Annotated in this window: 15 protein-coding genes and 1 riboswitch; of the genes, 7 read left to right on the forward strand and 8 right to left on the reverse strand. The window is 68.3% G+C overall.

The window, feature by feature from the left end:
• Positions 1 to 7 precede the first annotated feature (7 nt).
• Positions 8 to 1831, reverse strand: coding sequence for a phosphomethylpyrimidine synthase ThiC (gene thiC, locus ACFWP7_RS14635; RefSeq protein WP_384381271.1), 1824 nt, complete (start codon positions 1829 to 1831; stop codon positions 8 to 10).
• Positions 1824 to 1980, reverse strand: a riboswitch (TPP riboswitch). It overlaps the preceding gene by 8 nt.
• Before the next feature lie 71 nt (positions 1981 to 2051).
• Here thiC and ACFWP7_RS14640 point away from each other — a divergent pair.
• On the forward strand, positions 2052 to 3704 hold the full coding sequence (locus ACFWP7_RS14640) for a YibE/F family protein (RefSeq protein ID WP_384381273.1): 1653 nt from the start codon (positions 2052 to 2054) through the stop codon (positions 3702 to 3704).
• 105 nt (positions 3705 to 3809) lie between these two features.
• On the opposite strand, the gene ACFWP7_RS14645 is transcribed toward ACFWP7_RS14640, so the two are convergent.
• The 4 genes from ACFWP7_RS14645 to ACFWP7_RS14660 all read right to left on the reverse strand — a co-directional run bounded on the left by ACFWP7_RS14645 (position 3810) and on the right by ACFWP7_RS14660 (position 6361).
• On the reverse strand, positions 3810 to 4247 hold the full coding sequence (locus ACFWP7_RS14645; protein WP_384381275.1) for an SsgA family sporulation/cell division regulator: 438 nt from the start codon (positions 4245 to 4247) through the stop codon (positions 3810 to 3812).
• A 99-nt stretch (positions 4248 to 4346) separates the two neighbouring features.
• The gene (locus tag ACFWP7_RS14650) at positions 4347 to 5105 is read right to left on the reverse strand and encodes an IclR family transcriptional regulator (protein WP_384381314.1); all 759 of its coding nucleotides are present in this window, start codon (positions 5103 to 5105) and stop codon (positions 4347 to 4349) included.
• Positions 5106 to 5649: 544 nt separating this feature from the next.
• Complete coding sequence (locus ACFWP7_RS14655) at positions 5650 to 5862, reverse strand: DUF5326 family protein (RefSeq protein WP_266458534.1); 213 nt, start codon at positions 5860 to 5862, stop codon at positions 5650 to 5652.
• A 181-nt stretch (positions 5863 to 6043) separates the two neighbouring features.
• A complete protein-coding gene (locus tag ACFWP7_RS14660; protein ID WP_266458532.1) occupies positions 6044 to 6361 on the reverse strand; it encodes a cupin domain-containing protein in 318 nt (105 codons plus the stop codon).
• A gap of 81 nt (positions 6362 to 6442) precedes the next feature.
• Here ACFWP7_RS14660 and ACFWP7_RS14665 point away from each other — a divergent pair, with 81 nt between their 5' ends.
• The 5 genes from ACFWP7_RS14665 to ACFWP7_RS14685 all read left to right on the forward strand — a co-directional run bounded on the left by ACFWP7_RS14665 (position 6443) and on the right by ACFWP7_RS14685 (position 10305).
• Entirely contained in the window at positions 6443 to 6823 is a 381-nt protein-coding gene (locus ACFWP7_RS14665) for a phage holin family protein (protein ID WP_384381278.1), read from the forward strand.
• A gap of 9 nt (positions 6824 to 6832) precedes the next feature.
• A complete protein-coding gene (locus ACFWP7_RS14670; RefSeq protein ID WP_384381280.1) occupies positions 6833 to 7324 on the forward strand; it encodes a low molecular weight protein-tyrosine-phosphatase in 492 nt (163 codons plus the stop codon).
• Positions 7321 to 8466 carry a cystathionine gamma-lyase gene (locus tag ACFWP7_RS14675; protein WP_384381282.1) on the forward strand — a complete coding sequence of 382 codons (1146 nt, stop codon included), beginning with the start codon at positions 7321 to 7323 and terminating at the stop codon, positions 8464 to 8466. Before ACFWP7_RS14670 ends, ACFWP7_RS14675 begins: the two co-directional genes overlap by 4 nt.
• Before the next feature lie 337 nt (positions 8467 to 8803).
• Positions 8804 to 9709: a LysR family transcriptional regulator gene (locus ACFWP7_RS14680; protein ID WP_384381284.1), complete on the forward strand. Its 906-nt coding sequence runs from the start codon at positions 8804 to 8806 to the stop codon at positions 9707 to 9709.
• A gap of 116 nt (positions 9710 to 9825) precedes the next feature.
• Positions 9826 to 10305: an NUDIX domain-containing protein gene (locus ACFWP7_RS14685; protein WP_384381286.1), complete on the forward strand. Its 480-nt coding sequence runs from the start codon at positions 9826 to 9828 to the stop codon at positions 10303 to 10305.
• A 49-nt stretch (positions 10306 to 10354) separates the two neighbouring features.
• Here ACFWP7_RS14685 and ACFWP7_RS14690 read toward each other — a convergent pair whose 3' ends face one another.
• Complete coding sequence (locus ACFWP7_RS14690) at positions 10355 to 11977, reverse strand: globin domain-containing protein (RefSeq protein ID WP_384381288.1); 1623 nt, start codon at positions 11975 to 11977, stop codon at positions 10355 to 10357.
• 827 nt (positions 11978 to 12804) lie between these two features.
• On the opposite strand from ACFWP7_RS14690, the gene ACFWP7_RS14695 reads away from it, so the two are divergent.
• Entirely contained in the window at positions 12805 to 13671 is an 867-nt protein-coding gene (locus tag ACFWP7_RS14695; protein ID WP_384381289.1) for a GNAT family N-acetyltransferase, read from the forward strand.
• A gap of 85 nt (positions 13672 to 13756) precedes the next feature.
• Here ACFWP7_RS14695 and ACFWP7_RS14700 read toward each other — a convergent pair whose 3' ends face one another.
• Together ACFWP7_RS14700 and ACFWP7_RS14705 are read right to left on the reverse strand one after the other, a co-directional pair.
• Entirely contained in the window at positions 13757 to 14179 is a 423-nt protein-coding gene (locus ACFWP7_RS14700) for a heme-binding protein (RefSeq protein WP_384381292.1), read from the reverse strand.
• 100 nt (positions 14180 to 14279) lie between these two features.
• On the reverse strand, positions 14280 to 15177 hold an 898-nt coding region (locus ACFWP7_RS14705; RefSeq protein ID WP_384381294.1), incomplete at its 5' end, for an MFS transporter.

The following is a 15177-nucleotide window of genomic DNA, read 5'->3' on the forward strand; positions in this document are numbered from 1 at the left end:
TTCCCAGTCAGTCAGCCAGCGGCAGATACACCCGGTTCCCGCTCGCCGCGAACTCCTTCGACTTCTGCAGCATCCCCTCGGCGACCTCCTCGGCGGAGGCCCCCGCGGCCGCCGTACCGCCGAACTGCTCCGTGATGCTGTGGCTGATCTTCATGGAGCAGAACTTCGGCCCGCACATGGAGCAGAAGTGGGCCGTCTTGGCGGGCTCGGCCGGGAGGGTCTCGTCGTGGAACTCCCGTGCCGTGTCGGGGTCGAGGGCCAGGTTGAACTGGTCCTCCCAGCGGAACTCGAAACGGGCGTCGGACAGCGCGTCGTCCCATACCTGCGCACCTGGGTGCCCCTTGGCGAGGTCGGCTGCGTGGGCGGCGATCTTGTAGGTGATGACGCCGGTCTTGACGTCGTCACGGTTGGGCAGGCCCAAGTGTTCCTTGGGCGTGACATAGCAGAGCATGGCCGTGCCCCACCAGGCGATCATCGCGGCACCGATGCCGGAGGTGATGTGGTCGTACGCCGGAGCGACGTCCGTCGTCAGCGGGCCGAGCGTATAGAACGGAGCTTCATCACAGATCTCCTGCTGAAGGTCGATGTTCTCCTTGATCTTGTGCATCGGGACATGTCCCGGGCCCTCGATCATGGTCTGAACGTTGAAACGCTTCGCGATCGTGTTGAGTTCCCCGAGCGTCCTCAACTCCGCGAACTGCGCCGCGTCGTTGGCGTCCGCGATCGACCCCGGCCGCAGCCCGTCCCCGAGCGAGTACGTGACGTCGTACGCGGCGAGAATCTCGCACAGCTCCTCGAAGTTCTCGTAGAGGAAGCTCTCCTGGTGGTGGGCCAGGCACCACGCCGCCATGATCGAGCCGCCGCGCGAGACGATGCCGGTCTTGCGGTTCGCGGTGAGCGGTACGAACGGCAGGCGCACGCCCGCATGGACCGTCATGTAGTCCACGCCCTGTTCGGCCTGCTCGATGACCGTGTCCTTGTAGGTCTCCCAGGTCAGCTCCTCGGCGCGGCCGTCCACCTTCTCCAAGGCCTGGTAGAGCGGCACGGTGCCGATCGGCACGGGGGAGTTGCGCAGTACCCACTCACGGGTGGTGTGGATGTTGCGGCCGGTGGACAGGTCCATGACCGTGTCCGCGCCCCACTTCGTGGCCCAGGTCATCTTGTCCACCTCCTCCTCGATGGAGGAGGTCACCGCGGAGTTGCCGATGTTCGCGTTGACCTTCACCAGGAACCGCTTGCCGATGATCATCGGCTCGATCTCCGGATGGTTGACGTTCACGGGCAGCACCGCGCGACCGGCGGCGATCTCCTCGCGTACGACCTCGGCGGCGACGTTCTCGCGAACCGCCACGAACTCCATCTCAGGTGTGATCTCACCGCGCCGGGCGTACGCGAGCTGTGTCACGGCTTGTCCGGAGCGGCCCCGGCGCGGCTGGCGCGGCCGCCCCGGGAAGACCGCGTCGAGGTTACGGAGGCCGCCGCGCGGTGAGGTGTGCTTGATCCCGTCGTCCTCGGGACGGATCGGGCGGCCCGCGTATTCCTCGGTGTCGCCGCGGGCGATGATCCAGTTCTCACGCAGCGGTGCCAGACCCCTGCGTACGTCGGTGTCGACGGTCGGATCGGTGTACGGGCCGGAGGTGTCGTACAGCGTGACGGACTGGCCGTTGGTGAGGTGTACCTGACGGACCGGCACCCGCAGATCGGGGCGCGAACCCTCGACGTACGCCTTGTGCCAGCCGATGGACTGCCCGGCCCCGTCGTTCTGGGCAGGGGAAGAAGCCCCGTCCGTCTGGCTGGAGGCAGGCGTACCTACTACGTCCTTGTTGGTCATGAGACCTACTCCCTACGCCGGCATTACCCGGTAACAGGTTCGGCGGTCGACGCAGCGGATTCCGTCTGCCGATGTTTCATGTGAAACATCGCTGAGACGAAGGTCAGCGCCCTCTCAGCCCGGTGCTCCGAGCTCCCGCGTGTGCAAAGGTGCCTCCACGCTAGCGTCACATCGGGCGCGCTGAACAGTGGGCCCCGTCCGTTCTTGCGATGATCGGTCGGTGACCACGATGCAGCAGCCCCCTATTCCGCCGTCCGAGCCGCCGCACGGACATGGCCCCGGCGACGGTCACGGGCACGGCAGCGGCCACGACCAAGGGCACGGACCGGGTGGCGGCAGAGGGCGCGGCGACGTCCCGGGGCCGGGCGGTGGGCACGGGCCGGGTGGCGGCCACGGGCCTGGTGGCGGGCAGGGGCCGGGCGGTGGGCAGGGGGCCGGTGGGTGGCATGGGCCCGGTGACGGCCCGGGACCAGGCGGCGGGCAGGAGCCTGGCGGCGGCCACGGGGCTGGTGGCGGCCAGGGGTCCGGCGACAGCCACGGCCATTCCCACAGTCACAGCCATGGCCCCGCCGCCCCCGTCTCCAAGCATCTGCGCAAGGTCATCGGCGCGGTGCTGATCCCGTTCGCCGCCGCGGTCGTCGTGGGGCTCGTGGTGCTCTGGCCCGGCGGCGCACCGGGGCACGAGCGCACCGGCGTCGGTTTCGACCGGCAGACCCAGCAGGCGACGGTCACCAAGATCGACCAGGTGGACTGCGATTCTGTGAACGCCTCGGGGGAGACCCCGACCGGCGACACCTCCACCGCCGAGGGCTCCTCGGCACAGCAGCAGGCGACGGGCGACTGCAAGAAGGCGACGATCAGGGTCGACACCGGCAGCGACAAGGGCCGTACCTTCACCGAGATCGTCCAGCCGGACCAGTCACGCCAGTTGCACCAGGGCGAGAAGGTCGTGGTCGCGTACGAGCCCTCCGCGCCCAAGGACTTGCAGTACTCGGTCAGCGACGTGAACCGCAGGATCCCGATGGCGGTGCTCGCCGGGATCTTCGCGCTGATCGTCGTGGGCGTGGGCCGGCTGCGCGGCGTCATGGCTCTGGTCGCACTGGCCGTCAGCTTCATGATCCTGACGTTCTTCATCCTGCCCGCGATCCTGCAGGGCTCGAACCCGCTGGTCGTGGCGGTCGTCGGAGCCAGCGCCATCATGCTGATCGCGCTCTACATGTGCCATGGCCTCTCGGCCCGGACATCGGTGGCGGTGATCGGCACCCTGCTCTCGCTGCTGCTGATCGGGGTGCTCGGCTCCGTGTTCATCGGCTGGGCCGCGCTGACCGGCAACACGGACGACAACACCGGCCTGATCCACGGCCTGTATCCGTCCATCGACATGAGCGGTCTGCTGCTCGCCGGCGTCATCATCGGTTCGCTCGGTGTGCTCGACGACGTGACAGTGACGCAGACCTCCGCGGTCTGGGAGCTGCACGAGGCGAATCCGGCGATGGGCTGGCGCGGGCTGTACCGCGCGGGCATCCGCATCGGCCGCGACCACATCGCCTCGGTCGTCAACACGCTCGTCCTGGCCTACGCGGGCGCGGCGCTGCCCCTCCTGCTGCTCTTCTCGATCGCGCAGAGCAGCATCGGCTCGGTCGCCAACAGCGAACTGGTCGCCGAGGAGATCGTGCGCACCCTGGTCGGATCGATCGGCCTGGTCGCCTCTGTTCCGGTCACCACCGCTCTGGCCGCCCTGGTCGTCTCGGCCGACCGCACGGGGGCTCCGGCCGGCCGGCCCGGGGCTGGGGCTCCTGGCGACCCTGTGGAGCCCGTGGGGGCCGCCAGGACGCCGGTACGCGGCGGGAAGGGCCGCCGCCGCAAGCACTGAAGTCACGTGGCGCCCAAGGGCACTTGACGCGCGCCGCGACCGCTGTCCCGTACGCAGGGGGCTGGTTGAGAGGAAGCGTTACTCCACTCGGGAGCGAGGCGGCGCTCAGCCCGCGCTCTGCTCCTCCGCCAGGATGCGGTCCAGCGCCTCGTCGAGGTGGGTGTCGAAGTCGGCGAGGGAGCGCTCCTGCCCGAGCGGCACCAGCTTGTCCGTGCGGTCGAGGAACGCCACGAGCGGCGCCGCACCGGACCTGAACAGCGCGTGATCACCGCCGACCTGAAGCCGGATCAGCACCTCACCGAACGCGTCCGGGTCGGCCGGTGCGATGTGCACATCGCCGTCGCCACACGGCCGGCCCACGCCGTCGACCAGCAACTCCCGTCCGAACGCCCAGTTCACAGGCGCGTCGCCGGGCAAGTGAAAGGTCAGCCGCACGGCGTACGGATCACAGGTCTCGTAGCGCAGCTCCACCGGAATCCGGAAGGAGAGCTCCTCCGACACGAGGAAGCTCATCATGACCTCTGCCTGTACCGACTCACGCATCGCCTACCCCGTCGTTTGCGGTCGACTGGCCAGGAATCGTCCCCCTGACACTGCTGGAATCTTGCTCAACGTACACGGCAGATCACAAGGAGTGAGTTTTCAGATACTGATAGAGATGGCGAGTGTCCCTTGCGCCCTGCCGATTTCCCCTTGCAACTGGCGTGCGGCGGGCAGGAGTCGGGCGGCCTGGTGCGACGGTACGGAGATGGCCACGGTCGATGCGGTGGTGCCGACGGTGATGGGAATCGCGGCGCAGACCGTGCCCAGCGCGTACTCCTGTCGTTCGATCACGGGCTCCATCCGCCCAATGCGTTCCAGGCGCCGCAACAGACTGTCACTGTCACGCACCGTGTACGGAGTGATCGACTGCACCGGATAGCGGTCGAGATGATCCCTGCGGGCCTTCTCGTCCAGCTGCGACAGCAAACACTGGCCGATCGCGTGGGCGTGCCCGGTCTCCCGGAAGTCGGCCCACTCCTGGACCGCGGGATTGCCCGGTGTGTCGGCGACGGACAGGACCTCGATCTCACCGTCGCGGTACGTCGCGTAGTACACCGGTACGCCGATCGAATCGCGCCAGTGCGCGAGTACGTCGCTCATCGTGCTGCGACGTTTCTGCTGGGCTCCGCTACTGCTCAACCGCTCGGCGGCCTCACCGAGGAAGAACAGCCCCTTCTCTCGGCGCAGATAGCCCTCGTGGGCCAGAGTGCGCAGCAGGTGGTACGCCGTCGGAAGCGCGAGCCCCGCCTCCCGGGCGAGCTGTTTGGCGGGCGCTCCGTGCTCACGCGCGGCGACAGCCTCCAGAAGGCGCATCGCCCGCTGGACGGAGCCGATGAGGGTCGTGGGGTGCGGGTCCAGCGACGCGGCCTCGGCCGGGGGCGTTCGTGCCCCGACGAGCAGCGCGTGGGAGGCCGCGGGCGGGGTGCGCGTCGGAGCGTGCCGAGTGCCTGTCTCGGTGGATGACGTGCGTCCGTCGTGCTCAGCGGTTGACGTCCGTCCGTCGTGCTCAGCGGTTGACGTCCGCCCGTCGTGCGTCTCTGGGGGCGAGGTCTTCGGCTGCGCCTCCGTAGGCGACGTGCGTGGCTGGGTCGGCGGGACACGGGACCCCGCAGACGCTCCGGACCGCTGGACAGGTGGAGCGTGTGAGCTTGCGGGTGCGGTGTCAACCGTGGCCAAGGGGCACTCCCTGAGCGCGAGGGGGACCGCCCGTGCGGGGGAACACGGGAGGGAGGTGTGCGCTGCTCGCGAGGGTCGACCCCGCGTCGAGCTTCCGGACTTTAACCGCCCGTCACCGCCCGCAGGCCGCCCCGCCGGGAAACTTCCCCCGGCCGAGGGAACCTCAGCTTCCCTTTACCGGCCCACCCGTTACCGATCGCTCACCCACTCGCGTCTCCCCGTCACCTCACCAGTCGCTGCGCGACGACGAACTCGTCGTGAACTTCCGCACGACGTAGATCAGTCCGCCGACCAGCGCGACGAAGATCAGCGCCTTGAAGAGCAGGCCGATGACGAAGCCGACGACGGTCGCTATCAGGCCACCGAACACCACGAGGGCGATGACCGGCACCGCGACCCACTTCACCCACCACGGCATACCGTTGAAGATCTCTCGCATCGCCCTTGTCCTTGCCTCTGTCCGCCCGTCGCCCCAAGTCGGGACACTGATTCCGGGTTCTCCGATGTCTCGCATGTCTTGCATGTCTTGCATTCGATGCTAGATCCGGGAGGGGCCGGACGGGGGCCTCGCACCCCTTGTTCCCCCCTGACCGTTCCCCTAGGGAACCCCGAGACGGCAGTCAGCTCTCGGGCGGAGAGAACACCACCAGAACCCGCAGGTCCTCGGTGATGTGATGGAACTTGTGGGCGACCCCCGCGGGGACGTAGACGACACTGCCCCGCGCCACCTGCGTGGTCTCCAGACCGACCGTGATCGAGGCCCGCCCGCTCACGATGAAGTACACCTCGTCCTGCTGGTGGGGCCGCTGCGGGTCCTGGTCCCCCGCGTCGAGCGCGTACAGACCGACCGACATGTTCCGCTCTCGCAGAAACTGCAGATAGGCACCGTCGTTGGCGGCGCGTTCCGCCTCCAGTTCATCCAGCCGGAATGCCTTCATCGCCCTCGTCCGCTCTCGTACACGGTCTGCTCTGTCCACAGCCGCGCTCGCCAGTCGATCTCTTCTGCCACGATCAGACACATGAAGAATTTCGTAGTCAAGACGATCGCCAACGCGGCGGCCCTGGCCGTCGCCGTCTGGGTGCTGGACAAGATCACCCTGACCGGTGACAGCACCGGCAAGAAGGTCGGCACGCTCCTGCTCGTCGCACTGGTTTTCGGCCTGGTGAACTTCCTGGTCAAGCCGGTCGTGAAGGTGCTGACCTTCCCGCTCTTCATCCTCACGCTCGGCCTGATCACCCTTGTGGTCAACGCCCTGATGCTGCTGCTCACCTCGTGGCTGTCCGACAAGCTGGACCTGAGTTTCCACGTCGAGGGCTTCTGGACCGCCGTCCTGGGCGGCCTGATCATCTCGGTCGTGTCCTGGGCACTCAACGTCGTCCTGCCCGACGGCAAGGACTGAGCACGTCCGATGACCTATTCCGTCTGTTTCGTCTGCACCGGCAACATCTGTCGCTCCCCGATGGCCGAGTCCGTCTTCCGCGCCCGTATAGAAGAGGCCGGACTCGAAGGCATGGTCGAGGTAGACAGCGCGGGCACGGATGGCTGGCACCAGGGCGACGGCGCCGACCCGCGCGCCGTCGCCGTACTGGAGGCGCACGGTTACGGGAGCGACCACGTGGCCCGGCAGTTCCAGGCCTCGTGGTTCGCCCGCCTCGACCTCGTCATCGCCCTCGACTCCGGCCACCTCAGGGCCCTGCGCCGCCTCGCATCCACACCTCAGGACGCGGAGAAGGTCCGGCTGCTGCGTTCGTACGACCCCGACGCGGGCGCCGACCCCGACGTTCCTGATCCGTATTACGGACATATAGAAGGCTTCGAGGAGTGTCTTGAGATGGTGGAGTCGGCGAGCCGCGGGCTGCTGGCCGCCGTACAGGAGCAAGTGGAGGGACGAGCGGCATGACCTCAGGGGATTTCGTCACGGGGAGCGGTGACGGCACACGCGCGGTGCGGGCCGGACTGCCCGAACCCGTCAAGTACGAGCCGACGCTCCCGGGCCCGGTCTTCGCCGCGCACTTCCACCTGCCGGGAGAGCCCACCGGCCCGTACACCTACGGCCGTGACGAGAACCCGACCTGGACGCTCCTGGAGCGCGCCATCGGCGAACTGGAGGCCCCCGGCCAGGACGACGTCGAGACGCTCGCCTTCCCCTCGGGCATGGCCGCCATCTCGGCGGTCCTCTTCTCCCAGCTGCGAGCCGGCGACATCGTGGTCCTGCCGGACGACGGCTACCAGGTGCTGCCCCTGGTGCGCGAGCAGCTGACCGCGTTCGGCATCGAGGTACGCACCGCCCCGACCGGCGGCGACGCCCAGCTCGACGTGCTCGACGGCGCGAAGCTGCTGTGGATCGAGACCCCGTCGAACCCGGGGCTCGACGTGTGCGACATACGCCGGCTCGTCGAGGCGGCCCACGCGCAGGGCACCCTCGTCGCCGTCGACAACACACTGGCGACCCCGCTCGGGCAGCGCCCGCTGGAGCTGGGCGCCGACTTCTCCGTGGCCAGCGGCACCAAGATGCTCACCGGACACGGCGACATCCTCCTGGGATACGTCACCGCGCGCGACGCCGCTCTGATGGCTCCCGTACGACGCTGGCGGAAGGTGGTCGGCGCGATCCTCGGCCCCATGGAGGCATGGCTGGCACACCGCTCGCTCGCCACACTCCACCTGCGTGCCGACCGGCAGACGGCCAACGCCCTGACCATCGCCGAGGCACTGCGGAATCGGCCCGAGGTGACCGGGCTGCGCTATCCGGGGCTGCCGGACGACCCCTCGTACAAGATCGCCTCGCAGCAGATGCGGCGCTTCGGGTGCGTGGTGTCCTTCACGCTGCCCACGCGCGCGCGTGCCGATCGTTTTCTCGACGCGCTGCGGCTGGTGGACGACGCGACGAGCTTCGGCGGGGTACGGTCCACGGCCGAGCGGCGCGGGCGGTGGGGCGGGGACGCGGTGCCCGAGGGCTTCATCCGTTTCTCCGCCGGCGCGGAGGATCCGGAGGACTTGGTGACGGATGTGCTGCGGGCGCTGGACGAGTCAGGGGACTGAGTTCTCCCTCACCGAACGGCGTCTTCACCGATCCGCGTCCTCACCGATCCGGGGACCGAGCTCTTCCCGAACTCTTCCCGAGCGAGCCGTGAGCCCGAGCGGCGGGCGAGTAGGGGGCCGCACCCGTCCGAGCTGCGGGCTTTGGTGCCTCGCTCTGTACGACGGACGGTCCGAGCCTCCCCCCTCGTGGCTCGGACCGTCCCGGTTCCACGCGCGAAGAACCGCGCGAACAAAGCTAGTTGACTCTGTGTCAGTGTCCAATCAAAGTAGCGACAGCGACCTATCGACTTATTTATAGTTGGGGCTCGGCCGGGAGTGGTGGGAGGGGAGGGACACCGTGGATCTGGCGCTGCTGCGCACGTTTGTGACGGTGCATCGTGCCGGCTCCTTCACCCGAGCCGCCGCACTGCTCGGACTCTCGCAGCCTGCCGTCACCTCGCAGATCCGCGCACTGGAGCGGCAGCTGGGGAGGCCCCTCTTCCTACGTCAGGCCCGCGGGGTGACCCCCACGACCATCGGTGACGAGCTGGCCCACAAGGCCGCACCGCATCTCGACGCCCTGGTGCAGATCGCCGAGACCGGGCTCGAGGAGGACTCCTCCCTACGCACCCTGCACCTCGCCGGGCCGCCGGAGTTCATCGCCGAACGGGCTCTGCCCGCGCTCACGGAGCTGACGGGCGACGACGATCAGGGTTTCGCTCTGCGCGCCTCGTTCGGGAACGCCGAGGAAGCGCTGGAGGGGCTCGCTGCCGGACATCATGATCTGGCCATCACCACAGCCCAACCGCGCGGCCCACTGCTCACGGCGACTCCGCTCTGCGACGAGGAGCACGTTCTGGTCGCCGCCCCGCGTTGGGCCGGCCGCATCGGTCCCGGCAAGCTGCGCCGCAAGGGCGCCCATGCGCTGGAGAAGTTTCCCGTCGTCGAGGTGCACGAGTCCCTCCCACTCGTCGCCCGCTACTGGGCCTCCGTCTTCGACTGCCACCCGGTGGCCTCCGGAACCGTCGTCGTGCCCGATCTCCGCGCGGTGCTAGCCTGCGCCACCACGGGCGCGGGCCTCGCTGTACTGCCCCGGTATCTGTGCGCCGCCGCCCTGGAACGCGGCGATGTCGTGGCGCTCCTCGATCCGGCGGTGCCACCGCTGCGTACATACTTTCTGGTGGTCCGCACCGGCACTCTCGCCATGCCTCATATCGCACGGGCACACGAGTGGCTGCTGCGTGCCGCGGCCGACTGGTCGTGAAGTCCCCTCCGGGCCTCCCTTCCTCTCCCTTCCTGCCTCTCCCCTCTGGGCCTTCTCCTGACGCCCTGACGGCTTCGCGATGTTTCACGTGGAACCAACCGGGCCACATTCCTCCCATGACCGTCCGACCCGTGGTCAAGCGCACCGCCCGCGCCATCCTGCTGGATGGCGACGACCTGATTCTCATCAAGCGCACCAAACCCGGCGTCGATCCCTACTGGCTCACACCCGGTGGCGGGGTCGAACCGGAGGACGCGACTGTCGTCGACGCGCTCCACCGTGAGGTTCACGAGGAACTCGGCGCCAAGGTCATCGATGTGGTGCCCTGCTTCGTCGACACCGTCGAGCACATCGGCGACGACGGCGCGACCGGCGTGAAGGTGCAGCACTTCTTCGTCTGCCGACTGGAGTCCATGGATCCGGCGCTGCGGCACGGCCCCGAGATCGATGAGCCGTGCGGCGAGTATGAAACGGTGCGGGTTCCGTTCACCCGCGTCGGTATTGCCTCCGTCCACCTCGTCCCGCTGTCCCTGCGGCACTATCTCGACGGGAACATCGAGGGCGTACGGGCAATGCACGCGCCCGATCTGGGCTGACGCTCTGCCGTCCCATGACGTGTCGGTCTTTGCCGATGCCGGCCTGAGGTCAGTCCCCGGTCAGGACGAGTTCTTCCACCGCGTCGTGGCGTATCCGGTCCGACGGGATGCCTATGTCCCTGAGCGCGTCCACCCCGCTGCGGATCATCCCGGGTGGACCCGAGAGGTAGGCGTCGTACTCGTCCCACGGCCCGTACTCGCGTATGACATCAGGCAGTTGGAGATGGGCCTGCTGGTCGATCACCGGGCGCACCTCGAGCCACGGGTGGCTCTGCTGGAGCCGCAGCATCGTGTCGATGTCGTACAGGTCGTGGCCGGTACGGGCTCCGTAGAAGACCTCGACCGGGCGCCGCTCGCCGTGCTCTGCGACATCCTCGACCAGCGCCTTGATGGGCGCTATGCCGGTGCCGCCGCCCAGGCAGAGCAGTCCGCTGTCGGTGGTGTGGTCGACGGTCATCGAACCGGTCGGCGGGCCAAGCCGGATGATGTCACCGGGCCGGGCGCGGTGCACCAGCGCGTTGGACACCCAACCTGCCGGAATCGCCTTGACATGGAACGAAAGCAGCCCGTCCGAGCGGGGCGCCGAGGCGAAGGAGTAGTGGCGCCAGATCCGCGGCCACCATGGCGTCTCCAGGCTCGTGTACTGCCCGGCGAGGAAAGGGTACGGCTGGTCCGGGCGGACCGTGATGACCGCGATGTCCGAGGTCCTGAGGTCGTGCGAGACCACTTCGGCGTACCACCAGGCCGGTGCTCGCAGTTCGTCGCGGGCCGCCGAGTCGATCATGACCTGGGAGATCGTCGTGTACGTGCGGACCCAGGCCGCCTCGGTCTCTGGGTCCCAGACCGCCGAGGCGAACCGGCTGAGCGCGCCGATCAGACACTCCCCGACGGCCGGGTAGTGCTCGGGCCTGGTGCCGTACTTGCGGTGTCCACGGCCGAGGTTCTGCAGGTACGCGACGAGGATCTCGGTGTTGTCGATGTGCTCGGCCGCGGTCAGCAGCGCCTTGAGCAGCCGGTCCCGCTGGGTGTCCATCGCGGCGGGGAACAACGACCGCAGTTCCGGATGACGCACGAAGAGCAGTGCGTAGAAGTAGGAGGTGACCTTGTCGGCGATGGGGCCGACCTCAGCCATGGTCCGACGGACCAGTACGGCGTCCGGAGACGCCTCAGGAGTGGAGACGGAACTCTGGGCGGACACGTGCGGCTCCGGCGCGTTCGCGGGCTGCTCCGGGATCGGTTGGGGTCGTGGAGAGCCGTGGCTGGACTGCGCAGAGCCGGATTCAGGCCGCGGAGAGCCATGCTCGGGCCGTGCGGGTCCTGGCTGAGGTCGAACGGCTTCAGGAGGGGGCCCCTGCTCGCGATGCGCCGCTGGGACAGGTGCGGCCTCGGGGCTCGGAGTGTGAGCGGTCCCGGAGTGCTCGACGGCCCGTATTCGCTCCTGCGGCGGTGAGCCCTCGCGTGCGCGAGGAGTGCGTCCGGCGCGACCCGCTTCTGTCGGCCTGCTCTCGGTCGGCCGACCCACCGGTCGCAACGCGGCCAACCGGCTCGCCTCCGGCTCCTGCTCCCCGCCGACGGACGACGGTGCCGGATCCTTGCGTGGTGTGAACCAGCCACCCCCGCTGTTGCCGCCGGAAGTGCCGTTGTCGGCCGACGTGGTGGTCGGAGCGTCCATGGGTGTGCCTCGCCTCGAACTTCTTTCGGTCGATCTGCGCACCTCCGCGGTCGGAAGATGCCTGCTTTCCCCCGCAGACGGCTCGCATTCGTTCCCGGTTCAGTCTCCATCGGTCAATGCGGCCACATTGAACCCGGATTACCGCTCCGTACGGACAAGTAAGGAGAGAATGTGACATTGGCCGCAGTAATCGCAGCATCCCATCCCGGGCCAACTCCCGGCCGCATAACGGAAAATGCGGGTCTTCGATCTCTCCATCCCGTTAGGCTGCTTTGGCATGCGTTCGCGCCTCCAGGCGACGTGCGTACATCGCCGTGGACGCGAACCGGACTCGACCATACCGGCACCCTCCTCAGGCACAAGTCCCGCCGCCCTTGAGCACGAATGGGCGGGACTCAGGCATCACGGGACCCAAGCATGAGTCGCCTCAATTGCCAGGTTCGAAGGATCAATTCATGGACTCCCCACAGGTTGGGACTTCGCAGAGATGGGCGGACGAGGGCCATCAGATCGCGATCCGCACAGAGCGCCACGGATTCCGATACAGGGCCGAACAGTCAGGCAGTAAGTCGTCGTAGGTCGCAGAGTCGGCCCGGTTCACCTCGAATTCTTCACAAAGCCGGTTCGTGATCTGCACTCTGGTTGCAGCACTGAGAATCCCTGCCGGATCAATTGGCTCGACCGAGGACGCGGCTGGGAAACACGAGATGTTTCACGTGAAACATCTGTCCACGTGCTGTGTGGTGGCGTAGAGCCTGGCCAAAAGCGTGTACGTCTACCCGCAAACAGGTGGACGGCGCAGGTGCCGGTCAGACAGCCTGACCTGCGTGCCGACACCTTCCCTCGCCGCTCTGCCCATTCGTCGCCTGACGCTTCGCGATCTCACCGCCTGCGCCGACCTGTCCGAGGATCGAGGCTGGCCCCGCGAGGAACACAAGTGGGGCCTCCTCCTCGCCGCAGGGACGGGATACGGCATCGACGCACCCGACGGCGGACTTCTCACAGTCTGTGTCGTGACCGAGTACGGCTCGCGCGAACGCCCTGATCTCAGCGCAATCGGCATGGTGCTCGTCGCCAAGCGGCACGCCCGCCAGGGAGTTGGCCGACGTCTGATGCGACATGTCGTCGAGGAGGTGGGCACCACCCCGCTGACGCTGCACGCCACGCCGTACGGCCGTCCGCTCTACGAGGAGTTGGGCTTCAAGGTCACCGGCCGGGTGGAGATGGTCAGCGGCCACTTCGTCACCGGTGGGCCGCATCCCAAGGTCTTCACGCGCCCGGCCACGGCCGGCGACCTCACCACGGTCCTCCGGCTCGACGAGGAGGTCTTCGGCTGCGACCGTACCCATGTGATCACGCGGCTGCCCGCCTTCTCCGACCAACTGCGCGTCGCCGAGGAGGCCGGCCGGATCACCGGATACGCGGCCGCCTGGCCCAATATGGACAACCACGTGGTGGGTCCACTGATCGCCCGCGACACAGAGACGGCGAAGGCACTCATCGCCTCGCTGGCCGATCACATCGACGGCCCGCTGCGCACCGACATCGACGTCCGGCACGAAGAGCTGCTGTCCTGGGTGAAGGAGCACGGCCTCGTGTCCACCGGCTTCAACGCGGTGATGACGTACGGGATCTCGGAGCTGCCCGGGGACTGGACACGACGGTTCGCTCCCCTGACGGTGGCGGCCGGCTAGAAGACGGCGGCGGCCTGGCAGCCGGCAGCAAGGAAACGCCGGTCCCCCAGACGTGGGAGACCGGCGCGTCTGTGCTGAATCGATGTCAGGCGAGTGCGTCCACGGCGGCTACGGCGAAGCCGTGGTCCTGGTCCGGTGCACCGCCGCCGACGCCGATCGCGCCGATCAGACGGCCGTCACGGTGGACCGGAACGCCGCCCGCGATGAACAGAAGCGGGCGGTCGAGCGCGGTGGGCAGGGTGTGGAAGAGACCGCCGGGCTGGACCGCCTCGACGAGGTCCGCCGTGGCAGAGTCCAACTGGAGTGCCGTGTAGGCCTTGCGGGTGCTGGTCTCGCCGGAGATCAACACGGCCTGGTCATCACGCCGGAAGGCCAGCGGGTGACCGCCCGCGTCGAGGACGGAGACGCTGACCCGGACTCCGGAGACTTCGGCGGCACGGCGGGCCGCTGCGACGAGAACCTCGGCGTCCTCGGTGGTCAGCGGAGCAACGGCGGTGGTGGTGCTCATGAGCGGGCTTCTCCTTGTAGGTGGTACCGAGTCGCAACAGGTGGTGCTGAGTCGAGAGCGTGCGGGGACGACCCTGGCCCCGCACAGAGCTCGACTCCGGTCAGTGGTCGATGGCGGCCCGCTGTTCGGCGGGAGCGCCACCGGCGATGACAGCGCTGCGGGCGACGGCTCGCCGCTCCAGGGCGGCCGAGAGAACGGCAAGGACGAGCGCGCCCGTGGCAAGGACGACGCCGACCCAGTTGGGGGCGGTGTAGCCCATGCCTGCGGCGATGACGAGGCCGCCCAGCCAGGCCGACAGGGCGTTGCCGAGGTTGAAGGCGCCGATGTTGACAGCCGAGGCCAACGTGGGAGCGCCGTGCGCTTGGTCGAGGACGCGCTTCTGCAGCGGCGGCACGGTGGCGAACCCCAGGGCGCCGATCAGCGCGATCGTGATGGCCGCGAGGACTTTGTTGTGCGCCGTGACCGTGAACAGGGCGAGCACCGTGGCCAGGCCGCCCAAGGACACGTACAGCATCGGCATCAGCGCCCGGTCGGCGAACTTGCCGCCCACCAGGTTCCCGCCGACCATGCCCAGGCCGAAGAGGACCAGCAGCCAGGTGACGGACCCGTCTGCGAAGCCTGCGACGTGCGTCATCATCGGCGCGATGTAGGTGATGGCCGCGAAGACGCCGCCGAACCCGAGCACGGTCATCGCCATGGCCAGGAGAACCTGGACGTTCTTGAAGGCGGCCAGTTCGTGACGGAGGCGCACGCCTTCAGGCTTCGGAAGCTCGGGGACCAGCTTGGCTATGCCCAGCAACCCGATCAAACCGAGCGCGGCGACGCCTGCGAAGGTGACGCGCCAGCCGGCGGACTGGCCGATCATTGTGCCCAGCGGGACGCCGACCACATTGGCGACGGTCAGACCGCTGAACATCATGGCGATCGCACCGGCCTTCTTCTCAGGGGCGACCAGTTCGGCGGCGACCACCGAGCCGATGCCGAAGAAGGCACCGTGG

Source organism: Streptomyces sp. NPDC058470, from assembly GCF_042721055.1.
Lineage (GTDB): Bacteria > Actinomycetota > Actinomycetes > Streptomycetales > Streptomycetaceae > Streptomyces.

Coding starts and splice junctions, on each gene's coding strand:
- ACFWP7_RS14645 (WP_384381275.1), bottom strand. CDS start 4,247: ATGCGTGAGTCGGTACAGGCAGAGGTCATGATGAGCTTCCTCGTGTCG.
- thiC (WP_384381271.1), bottom strand. CDS start 1,831: ATGACCAACAAGGACGTAGTAGGTACGCCTGCCTCCAGCCAGACGGAC.
- ACFWP7_RS14675 (WP_384381282.1), top strand. CDS start 7,321: ATGACCTCAGGGGATTTCGTCACGGGGAGCGGTGACGGCACACGCGCG.
- ACFWP7_RS14685 (WP_384381286.1), top strand. CDS start 9,826: ATGACCGTCCGACCCGTGGTCAAGCGCACCGCCCGCGCCATCCTGCTG.
- ACFWP7_RS14700 (WP_384381292.1), bottom strand. CDS start 14,179: ATGAGCACCACCACCGCCGTTGCTCCGCTGACCACCGAGGACGCCGAG.
- ACFWP7_RS14660 (WP_266458532.1), bottom strand. CDS start 6,361: ATGAAGGCATTCCGGCTGGATGAACTGGAGGCGGAACGCGCCGCCAAC.
- ACFWP7_RS14655 (WP_266458534.1), bottom strand. CDS start 5,862: ATGCGAGAGATCTTCAACGGTATGCCGTGGTGGGTGAAGTGGGTCGCG.
- ACFWP7_RS14690 (WP_384381288.1), bottom strand. CDS start 11,977: ATGGACGCTCCGACCACCACGTCGGCCGACAACGGCACTTCCGGCGGC.
- ACFWP7_RS14670 (WP_384381280.1), top strand. CDS start 6,833: ATGACCTATTCCGTCTGTTTCGTCTGCACCGGCAACATCTGTCGCTCC.
- ACFWP7_RS14665 (WP_384381278.1), top strand. CDS start 6,443: ATGAAGAATTTCGTAGTCAAGACGATCGCCAACGCGGCGGCCCTGGCC.